This is a genomic window from Acidovorax sp. 106, from assembly GCF_003663825.1.
In the GTDB taxonomy this organism is placed as follows: Bacteria; Pseudomonadota; Gammaproteobacteria; order Burkholderiales; family Burkholderiaceae_C; genus Acidovorax.
The window spans coordinates 253,534-269,649 of sequence record NZ_RCCC01000001.1 but is presented as its reverse complement, the minus strand read 5'-3'; the positions used below and the strand labels follow the sequence as shown (position 1 = coordinate 269,649).

The 16,116-nt window shown below is 57.8% G+C and carries 10 protein-coding genes and 1 tRNA gene; 1 reads left to right on the top strand and 10 read right to left on the bottom strand.

What is annotated here, in order from left to right; all coding sequences use genetic code 11:
• Positions 1 to 352 precede the first annotated feature (352 nt).
• The 8 genes from C8C98_RS01190 to repC all read right to left on the bottom strand — a co-directional run bounded on the left by C8C98_RS01190 (position 353) and on the right by repC (position 14,514).
• Complete coding sequence (locus C8C98_RS01190) at positions 353 to 3,373, bottom strand: type III restriction-modification system endonuclease (RefSeq protein ID WP_121452805.1); 3,021 nt, start codon at positions 3,371 to 3,373, stop codon at positions 353 to 355.
• Complete coding sequence (locus C8C98_RS01185; RefSeq protein ID WP_121452804.1) at positions 3,370 to 4,452, bottom strand: YhcG family protein; 1,083 nt, start codon at positions 4,450 to 4,452, stop codon at positions 3,370 to 3,372. Before C8C98_RS01185 ends, C8C98_RS01190 begins: the two co-directional genes overlap by 4 nt.
• 14 nt (positions 4,453 to 4,466) lie before the next feature.
• The gene (locus C8C98_RS01180; protein WP_121452803.1) at positions 4,467 to 6,338 is read right to left on the bottom strand and encodes a site-specific DNA-methyltransferase; all 1,872 of its coding nucleotides are present in this window, start codon (positions 6,336 to 6,338) and stop codon (positions 4,467 to 4,469) included.
• A gap of 75 nt (positions 6,339 to 6,413) precedes the next feature.
• Positions 6,414 to 7,106: a DUF4391 domain-containing protein gene (locus C8C98_RS01175; RefSeq protein ID WP_121452802.1), complete on the bottom strand. Its 693-nt coding sequence runs from the start codon at positions 7,104 to 7,106 to the stop codon at positions 6,414 to 6,416.
• Positions 7,103 to 10,438: a helicase-related protein gene (locus tag C8C98_RS01170; protein WP_121452801.1), complete on the bottom strand. Its 3,336-nt coding sequence runs from the start codon at positions 10,436 to 10,438 to the stop codon at positions 7,103 to 7,105. The genes C8C98_RS01175 and C8C98_RS01170 overlap by 4 nt, the downstream gene beginning before the upstream one ends.
• A gap of 271 nt (positions 10,439 to 10,709) precedes the next feature.
• Positions 10,710 to 11,615 carry a hypothetical protein gene (locus tag C8C98_RS21480; protein WP_147436319.1) on the bottom strand — a complete coding sequence of 302 codons (906 nt, stop codon included), beginning with the start codon at positions 11,613 to 11,615 and terminating at the stop codon, positions 10,710 to 10,712.
• A 1-nt stretch (position 11,616) separates the two neighbouring features.
• On the bottom strand, positions 11,617 to 12,930 hold the full coding sequence (locus C8C98_RS01155; protein WP_121452798.1) for an MT-A70 family methyltransferase: 1,314 nt from the start codon (positions 12,928 to 12,930) through the stop codon (positions 11,617 to 11,619).
• A gap of 441 nt (positions 12,931 to 13,371) precedes the next feature.
• Entirely contained in the window at positions 13,372 to 14,514 is a 1,143-nt protein-coding gene (repC, locus tag C8C98_RS01150) for a replication protein C, IncQ-type (protein ID WP_121452797.1), read from the bottom strand.
• Positions 14,515 to 14,669: 155 nt separating this feature from the next.
• Here repC and C8C98_RS01145 point away from each other — a divergent pair, with 155 nt between their 5' ends.
• Positions 14,670 to 14,954 (top strand): hypothetical protein, encoded by a 285-nt coding sequence (locus tag C8C98_RS01145; protein WP_147436318.1) that lies wholly within the window; start codon positions 14,670 to 14,672, stop codon positions 14,952 to 14,954.
• Here C8C98_RS01145 and C8C98_RS01140 read toward each other — a convergent pair.
• Positions 14,951 to 15,613 carry a hypothetical protein gene (locus C8C98_RS01140; protein WP_147436317.1) on the bottom strand — a complete coding sequence of 221 codons (663 nt, stop codon included), beginning with the start codon at positions 15,611 to 15,613 and terminating at the stop codon, positions 14,951 to 14,953. The two genes, C8C98_RS01145 and C8C98_RS01140, sit on opposite strands and share 4 nt — an antisense overlap.
• A 13-nt stretch (positions 15,614 to 15,626) precedes the next feature.
• Positions 15,627 to 15,703, bottom strand: a tRNA-Arg gene (locus C8C98_RS01135).
• Positions 15,704 to 16,116 lie beyond the last annotated feature (413 nt).

Below are 16,116 nucleotides of genomic sequence, written 5' to 3'. Positions count from 1 at the left end.
TATCCAGGAACTGGATAGTGAATCTGGTGTCTTGGGAGTCCCATGCAATCAACGTACAGGACATGGCCAAAAGCGCAACCAATTGGGGGGGGGCGGTCGTGCCGGAGGTGCCTGATGCCCGGCAGCTCAACCCAAAGCATTCGATGACAGCACCGCGCGACAGCACGGGTCGGCGAAATGTCGGCAAAACATCAGCCAGACAACGTGCTATCAACAATGTTCACCACTGAGTCAGCAGGGGCGGGCTATCCCATCGACGCGCAATCACCGATGAGCGTTGCTAGGACGGCATTACGGCGTGCAAATGACGACGTCCCGGCATCGATGTCGAGTCCGGTCGGTCGATGCGCGGCTACGCCACCAGCTCCATTAACTTCCCATAGCCATCCACCACTTCGTACTTGACCTGGTCTGACGTGATCTTGGCGAAGAACTTGCGGGCGCACTCGATCTTGCTCTCCTCGATTTTTCGCAAGTCCATGCTGGACATCGATCCCTTGGTTTCTGCGACAAAGTAGACGTGTTTGACCTTGCCCTCCTGGAAGGCAATGGCCCAGTCGGGGTTGTAGTTGCCAACCGGCGTTGGGATGAAGAACCCACGCGGCAGCTTGGCATACACCACGACTTCGGTGCTGGCATCCAGCTCGCGCACAAATTCGCGCTCGTTCTTGGAGTCCGTGAAAACGTAGTCGTAGATGTGGTGGTTGGCCTTCACCGCCTTACTGAAATCTTCCTTGGGCTTGTCCTGCGTGAAGATTTCCATGGTGTGCGTTTCACCTGTGGGGTCGTAGGCGATGTGCTCCACGACTACCGTTGCCTTCTGCTCGTTCATCAGGCGCGCGGCCTTGCGCATGAAGTCTTCGGGGTTGGTGCGGTATTGGCTGAACACGGCCTTGTTGATGCCCTGCAAGATGCTGGCGACCGTGGCACGTGTCAGTTGCGTCTCTTCGGCCAGGCGGCCAATCAGGTCGTACTTGACGGCGGAATGGGCTGATGCACGGTGGTAGTCCGTCGTGGACTCGGTTACCTTGAAGGACTCGCCCTGGCGAACGCCGTCGTAGGTTGCGGTGTCGGCCTGCTCCCCGGCCACCACGGTGTACTGCATGGGGCTCACTTTGAGTTCGGCCTCCAAGGCCTTCACGCACTTGGCCACCAGCTCTGGCGTCTCGAAGTCCACCGTGTACGCCGCCTTGCGGTTGATGCGACTCCACAGCGCCTTGAACTCGGCTTTCTCAAAATTACCGTTCAGCGGATTGGTCTTGGCCTTGCGGTCGTCCTCCGGTAATGGCAGCTTTGTATCGCTGAACACGGTGTCGATCAGCGCAAAGACAGCTTCGGCATGGGCCGCCAAGTCGGGCGGCAACGCGGCAAGCGTCCCTTCTTTCTTGGCCTCATGGTAAGCATCCGCGATTCGGTCCTTGTCGTCGGTGTAGTCGTTTTTAAGCAGGTACTTGTATATCTGCTTGGCCAGTTGCGGGGTTACCTCTACATCGCCAGCGCTGGTTTTGAGCACTTTGCCGGTGAAGTAAGACTCGTCGGCCACTCGTGGCCGCTCCGACAAGCCTTCGCTCATGTCCCGCTGCAAGGCGGTTACGAAGTCCTTGTAGCTCTCGCTGGCCACCACCGTCAGCACGTTGATCTGGTGCACCGTTGCGGGTGCGTCCATGCGGTCGCCATGCTGATTGACAGACAGGCGCAATCCGCGCCCCACCTCTTGCCGACGGCTGATGGTGTTGTCGCTGTGCTTCAACGTACAGATCACAAACACGTTGGGGTTGTCCCAACCTTCGCGCAGGGCAGAGTGGGAGAAGATGAAGCGCACCGGCTCTTCAAATTTGAGCAACTGCTCCTTCTTGCGCAAAATCAGGTCATACGCATCCACGTCGTCGGTTTCCGTGGACTTCTTGCCTGTCTCGGGGTCCACCATGCGCTTGCTCTTCTTGTCGATGGAGAAGTAGCCTTCATGCGTGCGCGCGGTGGCAATGCCTTTGAGATACCGGTTGTAGGGCGTCTCTTCCAGCGTCATCACCTCGGTCAATTGCAGGTTGTACTCTTCCTCAAACATCTGGGCGTACTCGCCATTGCGCTCGCCCGCCTCGTCATAGCTGCGGTACTTGCTGACCGCGTCAATGAAGAACAGAGAGAGCACCTTGATGCCCTGCGAAAACAAGGCCTGCTCTTTCTCGAAGTGGGCTTTGACGGCCTCGCGGATCTGGATGCGGCGCAACGCGGATTCGCTGACATCGCCCGTGGCTTCGCCTGCTATCAGCTCGTGGCCATTGGTAAAGCTCACGGTGTTGGTCAACGCATTGATGTCGGCCACCACGAAGCCCCTGTACTGCTCCAAGCCGCCCGACAGGTCGAACAGGTTGTCGTTGCGGGCCAGCTTGCGCAACACCCGCTTGATGCCGTTGTTCTGCTTGATCTCCAACTCCACCCGCGCTACTGGGGCGCTGGTTGAGACCTCAATCGACTCCAAATACAGGTAGGCATTGGTGCCGGTCAGGCCCTTGACCGATATGCCGCGCACCGCAATCTTCTTGACCAGCTTCTGGTTGTAGGCATCCAGCGCATCCAGCCGGTGGATCTTGTTGTGCGTTGTCTTGTGCGTGGCCGAATACCGCAGCACCGCCAGCGGCTTGAAGTTGGCCAGCGAGTCCAGCGTCTTGCCGCCTTCCATCTTCTGCGGCTCATCCAGGAACAGGATGGGGCGGTTGGCACTGATCACATCAATGGGCCTGCGGGACTGGAAGTCATCCAGCTCCTCATAAATTCGGCGCGCGTCCTTGCCCGTGGCATTGAATGCTTGCACGTTGATGACCATGACATTGATGCCCGCATCGCTCGCAAAACTTTCCAGGTTGTGCAGCTGCTTGGAGTTGTAAATGAAAAATCGGGCGCGCTTCTTGTAGTCGTCCTGGAAGTGCTCCGCTGTGATTTCCAGCGACTTGAACACGCCTTCGCGAATGGCAATGCTGGGCACCACCACAATGAACTTGCTCCACCCATACCGGGCGTTCAGCTCGAACATGGTCTTGACGTAGCAATACGTCTTGCCCGTGCCGGTCTCCATCTCCACATCCAGATTGATGTCGCACACCTTGGTTTTGACCAAGGCGGCAGACTGCGGCAGGTTTTGCCTGCGCTGAACCGCGTGGATGTTTTCCAGCACCTGGCCGGGGGTCAGGGCCAGATCCGCATTTTTGAACCCTGATGACTCCAATGACGCAGTCGTCTGGCCGCTGGCGTCAACCACACGGCCTGGGTCAATGCGGTAGTTCATCCCTTCGCGCTTGGGCTGCCCGGCAAAGCAATCCGCCACGGCCTCCACAGCATTGGTTTGGTAGGCCTGTTTCTTGAATTTGAGCTTCATTGCGCCGCCTCCCATGCCTTTTCGGCTTCTTGAATTTTTTGACGCAACTCTTCCTTGCTAGGCAGATACAGCTGGTACTGCGCGGCGTAGATGTTGCTGTTCTGGGGCAGGGTGAGTTCCACCAGTGCGTCGTTCTTGTCGTAGCACAGCAAGATGCCCACCGTGGGCGCTTCGTCGGCGGTTTTGACGTGCCGGTCAAAGTAGTTCACGTACATCTGCATCTGGCCCAGGTCCTGGTGCGTCAGCTGGCCGATTTTCAGGTCGATCACCACGTAGCACCGCAGCAGGCGGTTGTAGAACACCAAGTCCACGTAGAAGTGGTTGTCGTCAAACGTGAACCGCTTTTGCCGTGCCTCAAACAAGAAGCCCTTGCCCAGTTCTAACAAGAAGTGCTCCAACTTGTCGATGATGGCCAGTTCCAACTGGTGCTCTGAGTAGGTGGGGTGCTCTGGCAAATCCAGAAACTCCAACACATAGGGGTTCTTGATCACATCCGCAGGTTTGGCCAGCACTTGCCCCACCTGCGCCAGGGCCATCACTTCATTCTTGCTACGGCTCAACGCCAGGCGCTCGAACAATCCGCTGGCAATCTGGCGTTTCAGCTCACGCACGCCCCAACTTGCCTGCTGCGCTTCCACCTCGTAGAAGCTGCGGGCCTGTACATTGCTCACCGACAGCAGCACCACATAGTGCGACCAGCCCAAGCCCAGTTGGGCTTTCAACGCGTTCAGGTCGGGGGGCTGGGGGGCTGTGGCGGAAGATTCAACAGACGGCGTCTGTTGAATCTTCTGGAACGACTCGTAGAAGCTGCGGCACAAGCGCAAATTGGTCGGCGAGACCCCTTTGATGCCCTGGCTGCTCAGCGCCGCTGACAGCTTGTCCACAAGGTTCTTGCCGTACACCTCTTGCCGCCGGGCCGACGCATTCTCAAACTCCACCAAGTGCCAGCCAAACAGCCAGTTGCGCAGCACCAAGGCCGTGTCCACCGACCGCGCGGCCTGCGCTTGCAACTGCTGGTGTGTGGCGCTGAGCGCCTGCACCAAGGCAGAAAAATCAGTGCCCAAAGGTTCCAAACCCATTGTGTGCCGCCCCATCAAATGCACTTGACTTCGGTGCTAGGCGACATCAGCTTGAAGATTTGCTCCACGTTAATCTTCACGCTGTCGCTGGCAAAACCCGCATCGCGGAACACCACGCGCAGCGGCTCGCGCTTGGCCAGCAACTTGACGAAATCTTCGCTGACACCCTCTTCAAAGCAGGCGGCTAATGCATTGCCATCCACAAAGTACACCGCCTTGCCCGCAAGGGTCTCCTTTGTGATGGGCAGCGCCAAGTCAACGCCCCAGTCCAGCAACACCTGGAACAACAGGTCTTCGGCCGTGCGGTCTTCGCGGATGTTGTTGACCTGATCGGACAGCAGGTCTTGGGTCACCGCATCAGGGGTGTAGAACACCTCCTTCATATTGGAGCTGTCGATTTTGAGAACGCGGAAGCCAACATCCGCTTTCGCTCCATCGATCTGCCCGCGCACCTCCGCTCCGTAATTGCGCACACGTGTGAGACCCATCTCAAAGATGGAACCGAGCCGTGGCTCCGGCTTCGGCAAAGGCTCCGCAATCTGAACACCGATGAAACGCCGGTTGCCGCCATCCTCGAAGTTCTGTTTCAGCACGGCGTGGGCGGTTGATGCGCTGCCGCTGAAAAAATCCAGAATGATGCTGTGGTCATCCGGCTTGCCAGCCAGTTGCAAGATGCGTTGCAGAAGCTCGACCGGCTTCACGGAATTCAGGACGTTCTCTGTTTCCTGAAAAGGCACGTATTTGAGTAGCGTCTTCTTGGCATCCTGCGTGTGGCCCACTTCTTTGTAGAACCAGAGTGTCTGCGGCGTTCGCCCTTGCTGGACTTCCGATAAGAAGCGTTTCAGGCGGGGCATGTTGTTGCCTTCTTCGCCCCACCAAATGCGATTTTCTTGGTTAAGTCTCGTGAAGCTCTCTTCGCTGAATCGCCAGTAGCTTCCTTTGGGAGGGCCATCGATTACACGCCCTGACGGGCAGGTAACCGAATACAGTCCTGCGTCGTAACGATTGCGTGCCGTCAAATTGTCTGACTGCCAAACCCCGCGTGGGTCATTGTCTAAATTCTTGTATCGTGCAAGCATCTCATCCGTTTTAGGGAGTGCTGTTGGTGTCCAGTCAGCTCCCTGCTTTGCGTACACAAGCACATAGTCATGATCTTCGGAAAACCACCTTGCCGAATTTTTCGGTGAAAAGACCTTCTGCCAGATGATCTGCGCGACGAAGTTCTCTTCCCCAAAGACCTCACTGCACACCTTACGCAGGTTGTCCACTTCGTTGTCGTCTATCGAAATGAATATCACGCCGTCATCCCGCAGCAGATTGCGGGCGAGTTTCAGGCGGGCGTAGATCATGCTCAGCCAATCGGAGTGGAAGCGCCCGTTGGCGTCGGTGTTGGCTACCAGCCGCGCACCCGACGCATCGGCTTGGTTCGACTGGATGAGGTAGCTTTCTGCATCATCCGAAAAGTCATCGTCATAGATGAAGTCGCGGCCGGTGTTGTAGGGCGGATCAATGTAGATGAGCTTGACCTTGTTCAGGTAGGTCTCTTGCAGCAGTTTCAGCGCGTCAAGGTTGTCCCCCTCGATGAACAGATTCTGCGTGGTGTCGAAGTCCACACTTTCTTCGCGGCAGGGACGCAGCGTCTTGGCAATGGGCGCATTGGCGGTTAGCAGCGCCTCCCGCTTGCCGGGCCAGTTGAGCTGGTAGCGTTCTTGCGGGCCTTCCACGATGGACGTGGACAGCTCTTGGCGCAACAGGTCAAAGTCGATGCTGCGCTTGACCTCACCATCGGCGCCACGCGTTTCGGTTAAGCAGTTAGGGAACAGCTCCACCAGCTTGTCGATGTTGGCCTGCGTCAGGTCGGGGCTGTGCATTTTTAGTTTATTCATGGTCAAATTGGCATCTAGCGCTTATTCAGTAAGCGCTATAAGCTATAAAATATATAGCAATTGTAGTGGCCCGGTTCACAAGGCCAGTGCTTGAAGCTCGCTGCGAATGGTACGCAACTGGGCGTTGATTTCGACCTTGCGGTTGAACTGCTTTTCTTGGGCCAGCTGGGTTTCCAGCTTGGCCGCTGCGGCCTGCTTGGCTTGAAGCTGCGTTAGCCGATCCAGCTGGTCGCGCAAAGTCTCGCCAGCCCGAGCGGGCACCGCCAGGTGCTGCCGCAGAAGCTGCTCGTACAGGCCTTGCAAATCCAACGCAAAGGGTAAGCCGTGGCGCGGCAAGTTGTCCGGCTGCCACGGCGCGGCATGGTAGTCGCCCAACACCCACTGGTCGCTGGCGGCATTACTGGGGCGCTTGTAGGCGGCGATGGGTCGGCTTTTGCCATCTTGCCGCAGAACAAACAGGATGGGGAACGGAATGGCCTTGTCGATGCACCGAAGTACCGAATGACTGACATCCGGCAGCTTCAAGGCGATTTCAAACACTTCGATTTCAGGCACTTCTGGTTTGGCGGGCAGGTTGATGCTCTCCGGGGCCAACTTGTACGCCCAGGTGATGCTCTCGATCTGCTCCACAAACAGCGCGCGCAATGCGGCGCTGGGCTTGGCATGGGCATAGATTTTGGCTTTTGCCACAGGGCGGGACACTGCGGCTTTTGCAGGCCAGACGAACAGGGCATGGGCAGTCGTTGGCGAAGTCGCTGGATGGGTCATGCAGGCTGCACCACCAGGAAGCTGACCAGCTCGAAGTCTTCCAGCCCTGCCACGTCGTGCACCAAGGCACTGGTCTTGCCCGGCGAGAACAGGCTGTCCACGTCCTGCTCTTGCTGGCGCTTGATCATGGAGTGAATGGCTTGGTCCAGCAGGGATGAATACACCGTCATGTCGCGGCCATCTCTGGTGGCCGTATTGAAGGGCTCAAAGGCGGTGGGCACTGGCTCCCCACGGCCTTTGCAGGCGTTGCGGGCCAGGTCCAGCAGGGTCTTGACCTCGGTGTGGTCGGCAATGATGGTGCCGTCCATGCCGATGTACACCAAGTAGTAGGGGTGCAGGCGGTTCTTCTGCCGTACCACCGCCCCAGACGTCCCACTGAGCAGCCGGTTGCGCAGCGTGAAAATCACGCCGGGGTGCAAGCCTTTTTCTGCATCGGCGGGCACCACGGCGTGCAGGCCATTGGGCAGGCGGGACAGGTCGCCGTGGGCTTTGACGTAGTTCAACAGGTCCATGCGGAAGTCGTTGAGCCCGAGGTCGGTAATGGACACCCCTGTTTTGAGGTCTTCCATCTCGATGACTTCTTCTTGCAAACGTCGCAATTGCTCCTTGCGGTAGGCCACGTCGTTGGACTGTGCAGACAGCACGTTGTCATCGCCTGTGGCCGTAACGTCGGCAATCATCATGCGGCTTTCCACCCGCTCTTTGAGGCGGATGTATTCGTCCAGGCTGATGTCGGGCCAGTAGTTGACCAACTGGATGCGCGCGTTGGGCGAACCGATGCGGTCCACCCGGCCGAAGCGCTGGATGATGCGCACGGGGTTCCAGTGGATGTCGTAGTTGATTACGGTGTCGCAGTCCTGCAAGTTCTGGCCTTCGGAGATGCAGTCCGTGGCGATCAACACATCAATCTCGCCGGGCTCGTGGGGCAGGGTCAGTGCCTTCTCTTTGGCGCGGGGCGCAAAGAGTGTGAGCATGGTCTGGAAGTCGATGCCTTGGCGCGGGTTCGCGGTCAGCCGCAGTGTGGTTTTGGGCTCTGTGGTGCCCGTAACCTTGCCAACGTGAATTCCGTGGGCCTGGAACAGGCCTGCCGCCAGGTTGTCGTAAAGGTAGTTGGCGGTATCTGCAAACGCGGTAAATATCAGCAGCTTGCGGTTGCCCGGATTGATGGGGTTGGCCAGCTTGTGCTCGATCTGGGCTTTGAGGTGTTGGAGCTTGGCGTCGTCAGCCGGGGTGATTTTGTCCATTTCGGCCAGCAGGCCATCAATCACGGCCAGGTCGGCGCTCAGGTCGTATTCCCACGATGGCAGGTCCATGTCGGCAAGGTCAATTTTGACCTTGCCGCCCGTGCTGCTCTCGCCCGTGTCGTCAAACTCGGGCAGTTCTTCCTCGTCGAAATCTGCATCCTCAAAAGCCGATGCCTGGTCGGTGAACGGCCTGGCGCGGCCCGTTTGCTTGAATGCAGCGATCTGGGCCAGCGCTTTCTGGTGATTGCTTTGCAGGCTTTGCAAGGTGAGCCGGAAGGAGGCGACTGAACTTTCAAGGCGTTTGAGCAGGTTGACGGTCATCAGTGCCTGCAAGCTCTTTTCGCGGTCGGCCTGTTTGAGCTTGCCGCCGCCACTGGCCACCTCGGTGTCGTACATGTCCTCGTACTTCTTGATGCGGCTAGGCAGGATGTAGCCCACAGGCGCATACACGGCCAGCTTCAAGAGCGAGAGCTGGTTGAAGATGTCGTTGAAGCCAATGACATCCGTGCGCAGCGTCAGCGGACAGTGGAACGACAGAGGTTTGAGGCGTTCGGGGAAGGTGCCGATGTCCTTGGTGTCGTAGAACGTCTCGATGTGCTTGCGGGATCGGGCAATCGTTACGCTGTCCAGCAGCTCGAAAAAGTCGAAGTCCAAGGCCCCCAATATGGCATTGGCAGTGCGCTCTTCCGGTGGCAGTTTGGTCCAGTTGTTGAACGCAGCCTGCGCCCTGCGAAAAATCTCTTCAACGTCTTTCTCTGTGTGCAGCTTGTCGCCAAGTTGAAGGGAGTTGCCCTCATAGGCCAGCGCCAGCTGGTTGCGCAAGTCGTTGAAGCGGTTGTTGACGGGGGTGGCCGAAAGCATCAGCACCTTGGTCTTCACGCCTTGCCTGATGACGGAGTCCATCAGCTTTTGGTAGCGTGTCTCCTTGTCCTTGTAGGCGTCGTTGTTGCGGAAGTTGTGCGACTCGTCGATGACCACCAAGTCGTAATTGCCCCAATTCACCCGGTTCAGTGGGGTGCCAAAGGATTCACCACTGGTGCGCTGCAAGTCGGTATGGCACAGCACCTCGTAGTTGAACCGGTCCTTGGCGAAGATGTTGGTTTTGAGATTGCGGTTGTAGGTCAACCAGTTGTCGGCCAGCTTCTTCGGGCACAGCACCAGCACGGACCGATTGCGCAGCTCGTAATACTTGATGACGGCCAGCGCCGTGAAGGTCTTGCCCAGTCCCACGCTGTCGGCCAGGATGCACCCGTTGTAGGTTTCGAGCTTGTTGATGATGCCGGTGGCGGCGTCGCGCTGGAAGTTAAAGAGCTTTTGCCACACCAGCGTGTCGAGGTAGCCCGTGCGGTCGTTGGGCAGCACGTCTTCGTTGAGGTCTTCCAGAAACTCGTTGAAGATGTTGTAAAGCATCAGGAAGTAGATGCGCTCGGGCGAGTTCTCTTGGTACACCGACGCGATGTGCTCGCACACCAAGCTGGTTACGTCGCTCAGCTTGGCGGGATCGGCCCAAATCTGGTCGAACAAGCTCAGGAATACGCCCGTGTTGGCGTGCTCGTCGAACTTGTTGACGATGTTCGATACGGCGTTGCCAGGCTGGTAGCCCAAATCAACGGCAGTAAAGCCATGCAAGGGCATGTAAACGGCATTGGGAATGTCTCCCGTCGCGCTGGCGGTTTGTACCGCAGCAAACTGCTGCATGGGCGCGTTGCCGCTGTTGGTGCGGAACTTGGCCTTACGCCGCATCCAGTCGGCGCATTCACGGGCAATGGCGCGCTGGGTCAGCTTGTTTTTGAGCTGCACCTCGAACTCGGTGCCATAAAAACTGCGCTCGGTTTTGGTGTCCGATGGTGGCTTGGGGATGTGGAACTCCCGCCGCTCTTTCTTGGCCGCGTCCGTTGCCTCGTCGGGCATGAACGACGGCGAGGTGAAGATGAACTCGAAGGATTCCACCGATTCCAACTCGCGCTTCAAGGCCTCGTAGGCATAGATGGAGAAGCAGGAGGCCGCGATTTTGAGGCGTGCGCCTGGCTGAACCGACTGCTTGATGTCGTCGCCCAGCAGTTCGTTGATGTTGTCGATGAGTTTCATGCCAATTTCCCGCCGCTCCTTGGTTACATCTTAGCGAAGGAGGGGATGCCCGAACCCAGGCAATTGCGACCGGACTTAGCTCCAAGCCATCACGATCTGTGTTGGCTAGGTTTTGGGATAAGCCATGCGGCAAAGGGGAGGTGCGCCCGCCAGGGCCGTGGTTGTGCCCGGATGGGCATGTTCCGGTCTGGCGGGAATGGCTGCCCTTTTTGAGCTAGTTATGGGCGATGGGACGTAGCAGAGGCAGAAAGCAGTTGAGTCAACTGGATGGCTAGTCCTCGTCCAGAAAAAATTCAGGCAGAGAAATGACATCGATTTTGGCTTTTCGTTTTCGCTTTGCTTTCGGGCCTACTCCCGTCGTGTGCTCCTCTAAACAAATTGCGATTGCTCGGCGGATTTCGTGCCACTCGCAGCCTTCTCTCCCAAACCAGAGGGCTGGGAAGTCTGGCATCAGCAACGCAATCCGCGCAACGATGACGTCGATAGATTTCGCGTGGAGCACTGGCGTAGTCATCATGCTCAACAGCGCGGTCATGTAGAACGCGGGCGGTGGCTCGTGAAACGGAAAGTCTTCCTCGCCCAATTCGGCGCCATCACAGAAAACCTCTCCGTACCAGACCCATACCCCAGTGTGGTTTCTGCTGGTATTTACTACGGCGGGACCATCGCACCGATGGAGAAGGCCGTGGTAGTACCACTTCTCGAAGCAGTCGATGAGCGCTGGTCCATCGGCTCGATGTCTCCGGCCCATGTGCCAGTATTCGCAGTAGTTGAAGATTCCTGGGCACAGCTGTACTGCTGGATCTCCAATGCGATGGATTAGACCGTCTTCACACCACACGAGTGCCCCTGATCCGAAGTCCAACCGGTCACAAATGGTGCCGCCTTGCAGTCCCGAAGGAACAAATACGTCAAGTTCGCTGGAATTGCCCAAAGAAATGGCAGGCCAATCGTCAACGCTATGGGCATGGCCATGTCGCCACCACTCCTCTGTCCCGTCGTCAAGAGCCACGGCAAAGCCATGTTCGTTGTGCAATCGACCAGCCTCATCGCGATATTCAGCAAGGGTAGCCGTGGTCCTGACAGGTTCTGCTTCAAAGTAGCGTACCGCAGGCGGCAGTTTTAGTTCTCGGTCGATATCGGAGGGGCGCGTGATGTCAGTATGGGTAAAGGCCATATCAAGCCACCTTCCTTTCTGCAACCGTCTCACCTACTTGATTGCCGAACATGGTCCAGCCCGTTCGCTGCGCTCGGCTAAAAAGCTCGATGCGACTAACCTTGGGATACAGCTTTTCCAACCGCTCGTGCACCACGGCGGGTTTGGCGCTGTGGCCTTTTACCGACGCGCTGAAAACGGATGATTCCCTCGCCTTTTTGCCCACGATGGTCAGGCCAGCGCCACGCTTGCCGACTAAAAGCAGTTCGTGATGGATGGCCGCCGTGCCGCCACCGCAGTTGAGTCTGCCGCCGCTTTTGTGCCAGACCCAGTTCGAGGAGTAGTCGAACCCCCAGGCTGCCATGACTTTGAGGCCGTCGGGCAGCAAAGAGGCCGGGCACCACATGAAAAGCATGGCATCGTCCGCCGCGATCTCCTCGACCTCCATGTCGCAGATAGCCGCAACGGTCATCGTCGGATAATGATTGTGCGGAAGGACTCTGCTGTGTGATCGGTCAGCCGCCATGCCGTAGTCCCAGGGAGGATCGGCCAAAACGATGGAATGGCGTGCACCGGTAGGCAGCGCCAAGTTTTTGGCGCTGGTGGCCGCTTGTTTGATCAATCGCAAGTTGCGAGATTCCTCGCCCAGCCGTTCCTTCAAGCCAGCAACTACTTGCAGCGCTTCGCGTTCTTTTTCTGTCGTTTTCGCTCGCAAGCCAGTTTTACCGTTCTTATAAATTTCATAGGCCACATTGAGCTTCATGGTGCCGTTGTGAACACTGTCCAGCAGAGCGGTGTTATTGCCACGGATCAGAAGGCAAGCCTTCTGGACGGCATCTCGCGTTGCTCCAAACAAGGCCGCAGCTTCTGGTTGGGAAAGAACGGCACCAACATGCTTGGCTGCTTTGGTCTGGCCCGGCTTGCGGGTTGCGAGTTGCGCGGCCAGCAGAGCCAGCTGACCATGTCGTAGTTGGCGGCGATTGATGTTCGCGGCGAAGGTCGCGCTGACCGCCTGCGCGTAGTCGCAGCTCAATCGCTTGATCATTGGTTCAAGGCCGAGCTCTTGGCAGGCTTTGAGCCGGTGGCGGCCATCCACAATGCGGTCGTTCCATACGATGATGGGCTCTTGTTGACCGTTTCGTTGGATGCTGGCTTTGAGCCCCAAGAATTCGTCGTGCTGCATCGGCGGGAACGCCTCGCAGCAGGGGTCGATAGTCAACGCAGTGTGCGTCTTATCAGCGTCTACCGCTGCAACGGATTGGCCAGCGCAGGAGGGGGTTTTTTGTGTCGAAACGACACGATTTTGGCCGCGATTGGCCAGAGAAGAAGTTCGCATGAATGTGCTCCAAAAGGGTTGAACCCTCCGCTTGCGTTTGCAAGCGGGATGAAGCGGCGAAACTGGGTGAGGTTTGCCGCTTAGAGCGGCCGTATGCGCGCAGACGTAGTCTGGCGAGGGAGATGTGAGGTGTAGATGGAGAGCGAAAAACTCATGCAGCTAATGTAGCTTTTCGCGCCCCGAACGTCAAGCGATTTTCATGCCAGCTAGTTTTCATGTGGCTGCTGCCGGATGTCAGGTGGCAGAGCGCAGAACGAGGGGATCTCCACGCCCATGGCCGTAGCATGGCATCAAATTGATATCACCCTCTATCCTTGGCTAGTAACGTTTTATCCCCCAAGATGCAGCGTCTCATCCAATGGGCGATGCCTCGGCGCTCATCGTAGCGACGGGGCTTCGCCCCACACCACCATGGTTCGTCTTATTCTCTCCTTGGTGGTCTTAGAGAGAGAACACAAGCTCATCAGAATCCAAGCTGGGCGCGGCTTCCAGCGTATCGGCGGTGGGCGTGGCAGCGACCGGGGTGGCCGTTGCAGCAGTTTCGGTGGGCATTGCAGCGGCTTTGGTGGGCGTGGCAGCGGCAGGCACAGCAGCAGTCATATCCTCCGTTGCGGCTGGTGAGGGCGTCGAGTGCTCGGCCTGCGCGGCAGTTCCGGCAAACAGGGGCTTGCGCACTAACAGGTGCCGCCCGTCCTCACTCAATGTGCAAGACCAGCCCGCCAGTTGGCCGACCTCCTGAATGGCCTTGCGCAGCGTGCGCATCCTGTCCTTGCGGATGGCGGGCGTTGCGGGCGGCTCGCCCCATACGCTGACCAAGAGTTTGTCGAGCGCCACCATCTTGCGCTCCCACGGTGAGGCCCATGCCGTCATCCAGGAATGCAGGCGCTTGGCGGGCTTGCTGGCCAGGCTGCGGTGCTCGCGCATGTTGACCCAGGCCACGCCCTTGTGTTGGTGGGCGTGTAGCCCGGATTCGAGGTTCAGCACGACCCATACGTCGGTGTCAAAGCACAGTAAACCCAGGAACCTGCTGTGGCCTTCATCTGCCACGGCTCCTGCCTCGAACGTCTGGCGTTGAAGGGTGGTGCACGATAGTCGGGCAAGGGAAGCCAGCATGGCCTTGGCGTTGGTGCCGGTGCGGGTTAGGCCAGTGCCTGCGGCGAGGTCTGCGGGCTTGACGCGAACCACCGGCAGCGGGGAGTTTGCCCACATGCCGCTCAGCCCCAGCGCTTTCTTGAAGGCTGCATAGTTCTCATGGCCGGGCGCTAAAAGGTGCTTGCTCTGTGCCATGAGCTGGCACAGGTGAAAGTACACGGCTTGGTCGGTCATGTTGAGCGCTTGGGGGCTGCGCGCCACGTAGTGCATCTGGGAGCCCTGAATCTTGGAGGTGAAGTGCACTTCCAATGGCTGGGCCGGGGCCCCGTTTTGTGTGGGCCTGAACAGACCTCGCGCGAAGATGGGCGCTTGCCAAACGGGCGCGTGATCCATGTAGTCCACGGCATAGCGCATGGTTCTTTTTGCTAGGCGCTTCTGGTCGATGGGGCGATTGCGCGTATGGGCGGCTGTGCTGGGTTGGGATGGTTTCATGTGGCTCCTTGAAGTGAGTGAGCCACCAACCTAGCAAATGGGTGGGCGTTTGAGCAAGTGAATGGGGCAGGGCTGCCTGCGTTCAGGCAGCAGGGGGCGGCACAAACGCGGAGTGCAGGTACCATCCGTGGTTGTTGTCCGAGCGGCCCTTCCCCATGTCTCTTTCCCCCCGTGCGCGTGCCGACTTCCTGTTGCTGGGGCCAGCAACGGAACAACGGTGTTTGGAGGCTTTTGCGACAGCACAAGGTGTATTGCTGTATGCCAGGTACCCGAACATCGTGAGCAAGGCTACGTCGGCTTTTCGTGAGTTACCCGCTCTGATCGACGATGGACTACTCCCTGAACTGGTAGCGGTGCAGGTGTGCCGCTTTCTGGACGGGGGATATGCGGCACTCGAAGTGCCGGAAACTATTTCCGTTGACGGTCTGATCCCCGACTAGATGCGTCGAAGGATCGCCTCGCGCTCTGCGTCTACAAGGGCGGCGGTTCCCGCTGCAAAAGTCTCTGCACGGTGTAACCACCCAATACGGGCATTCTCGTTTTGCCATGGCCTTGCCAGGGCGGCAGTCCACGTTAGCCATTCCAAGTCCACCCCGTCATCTGGTGGCTCAGCGTCCTCATCGCGTGCATAAGCCAGAACGAGCCCGTTGGATTCGACGAAAAACAGGTCTGGCTGGTCGTCAAAAACGGCCAGGCTAACTGTGTGGACTGGGCTGGCGCCTGCCTGTTCCAGTTGGTGCTGAATAGCCACTTCAAGTTCGGCGAGAAACTTCCGCTGGGCACGTACCTGCATCAGAAAGTCGCCCATGTTCGCCTTGGGTCTCTTCGGCTCAGGAACTGAGACTTCCGCCTGCTTCTGCGGCTTCGAGCGCGCTGTTTTTGGCGTGTTTCCCGCGAGCCAATCCGCCACGTCATAGATCGACACGGCCAAACGTCCGCCCACTTTGAAGCAGGGCACCGGCAAGGTGCCGCGTGATTTCAGGGTGTAGATAGCACTGGTGGTCCGGTGCAGCGCTATGGCCAACTCCTCGGCGTAAAGCACGGCCTTTCGGGCTCCAAACTGTTCACGCAGATCGGCGAGGATGAGGGAAGAGTCCATGCAGAGGTTTGATTGGCCAGCCAGGAGGGACTCGAACCCCCTACCCACGTCTTAGAAGGACGTTGCTCTATCCGGATGAGCTACTGGCTGGTGTGTCGATTCTAAACGGGAGCAGTGTCAGCCAGAATTCCTGTCGCAACTGTCTTGGCAACAGTTTCATCTCACAAAAATCTCTCCGGAAAGTGCAAAAAGCTGCAAAATTTTGACAAATTTAACTTTAACTTAAATCTGTAAGTTGTTGATTTGTAATGATTTTTTCGGTATAAAAAAATCAAGAAATTCAGATTGCACTTGCTTAGAAGGCAATTGCTCTATCCGGTTGAGCTACGGGCAGATGGATGGGATAGCCTCAATAGGTTTTGAGGCGCTGTGCATGTGCACTGCTTAACCCGAGAGTCCGATGATAACCCGCAGACACCTGTCCTACGGAGCTGTCGGCGCAAATATGCGGACCAATGCCTGCTAGGCCGATGTGCTGTTTGGTCCTTGCCAGACCGTTCAGC

Bases quoted from the DNA above. Each gene is read 5' to 3' on its own strand.
- C8C98_RS21480 (WP_147436319.1), bottom strand. From the start codon at position 11,615: ATGGCCTTTACCCATACTGACATCACGCGCCCCTCCGATATCGACCGA.
- C8C98_RS01190 (WP_121452805.1), bottom strand. From the start codon at position 3,373: ATGAAGCTCAAATTCAAGAAACAGGCCTACCAAACCAATGCTGTGGAG.
- C8C98_RS01175 (WP_121452802.1), bottom strand. From the start codon at position 7,106: ATGACCCATCCAGCGACTTCGCCAACGACTGCCCATGCCCTGTTCGTC.
- C8C98_RS01185 (WP_121452804.1), bottom strand. From the start codon at position 4,452: ATGGGTTTGGAACCTTTGGGCACTGATTTTTCTGCCTTGGTGCAGGCG.
- C8C98_RS01145 (WP_147436318.1), top strand. From the start codon at position 14,670: ATGTCTCTTTCCCCCCGTGCGCGTGCCGACTTCCTGTTGCTGGGGCCA.
- C8C98_RS01155 (WP_121452798.1), bottom strand. From the start codon at position 12,930: ATGCGAACTTCTTCTCTGGCCAATCGCGGCCAAAATCGTGTCGTTTCG.
- C8C98_RS01180 (WP_121452803.1), bottom strand. From the start codon at position 6,338: ATGAATAAACTAAAAATGCACAGCCCCGACCTGACGCAGGCCAACATC.
- C8C98_RS01170 (WP_121452801.1), bottom strand. From the start codon at position 10,438: ATGAAACTCATCGACAACATCAACGAACTGCTGGGCGACGACATCAAG.
- C8C98_RS01140 (WP_147436317.1), bottom strand. From the start codon at position 15,613: ATGGACTCTTCCCTCATCCTCGCCGATCTGCGTGAACAGTTTGGAGCC.
- repC (WP_121452797.1), bottom strand. From the start codon at position 14,514: ATGAAACCATCCCAACCCAGCACAGCCGCCCATACGCGCAATCGCCCC.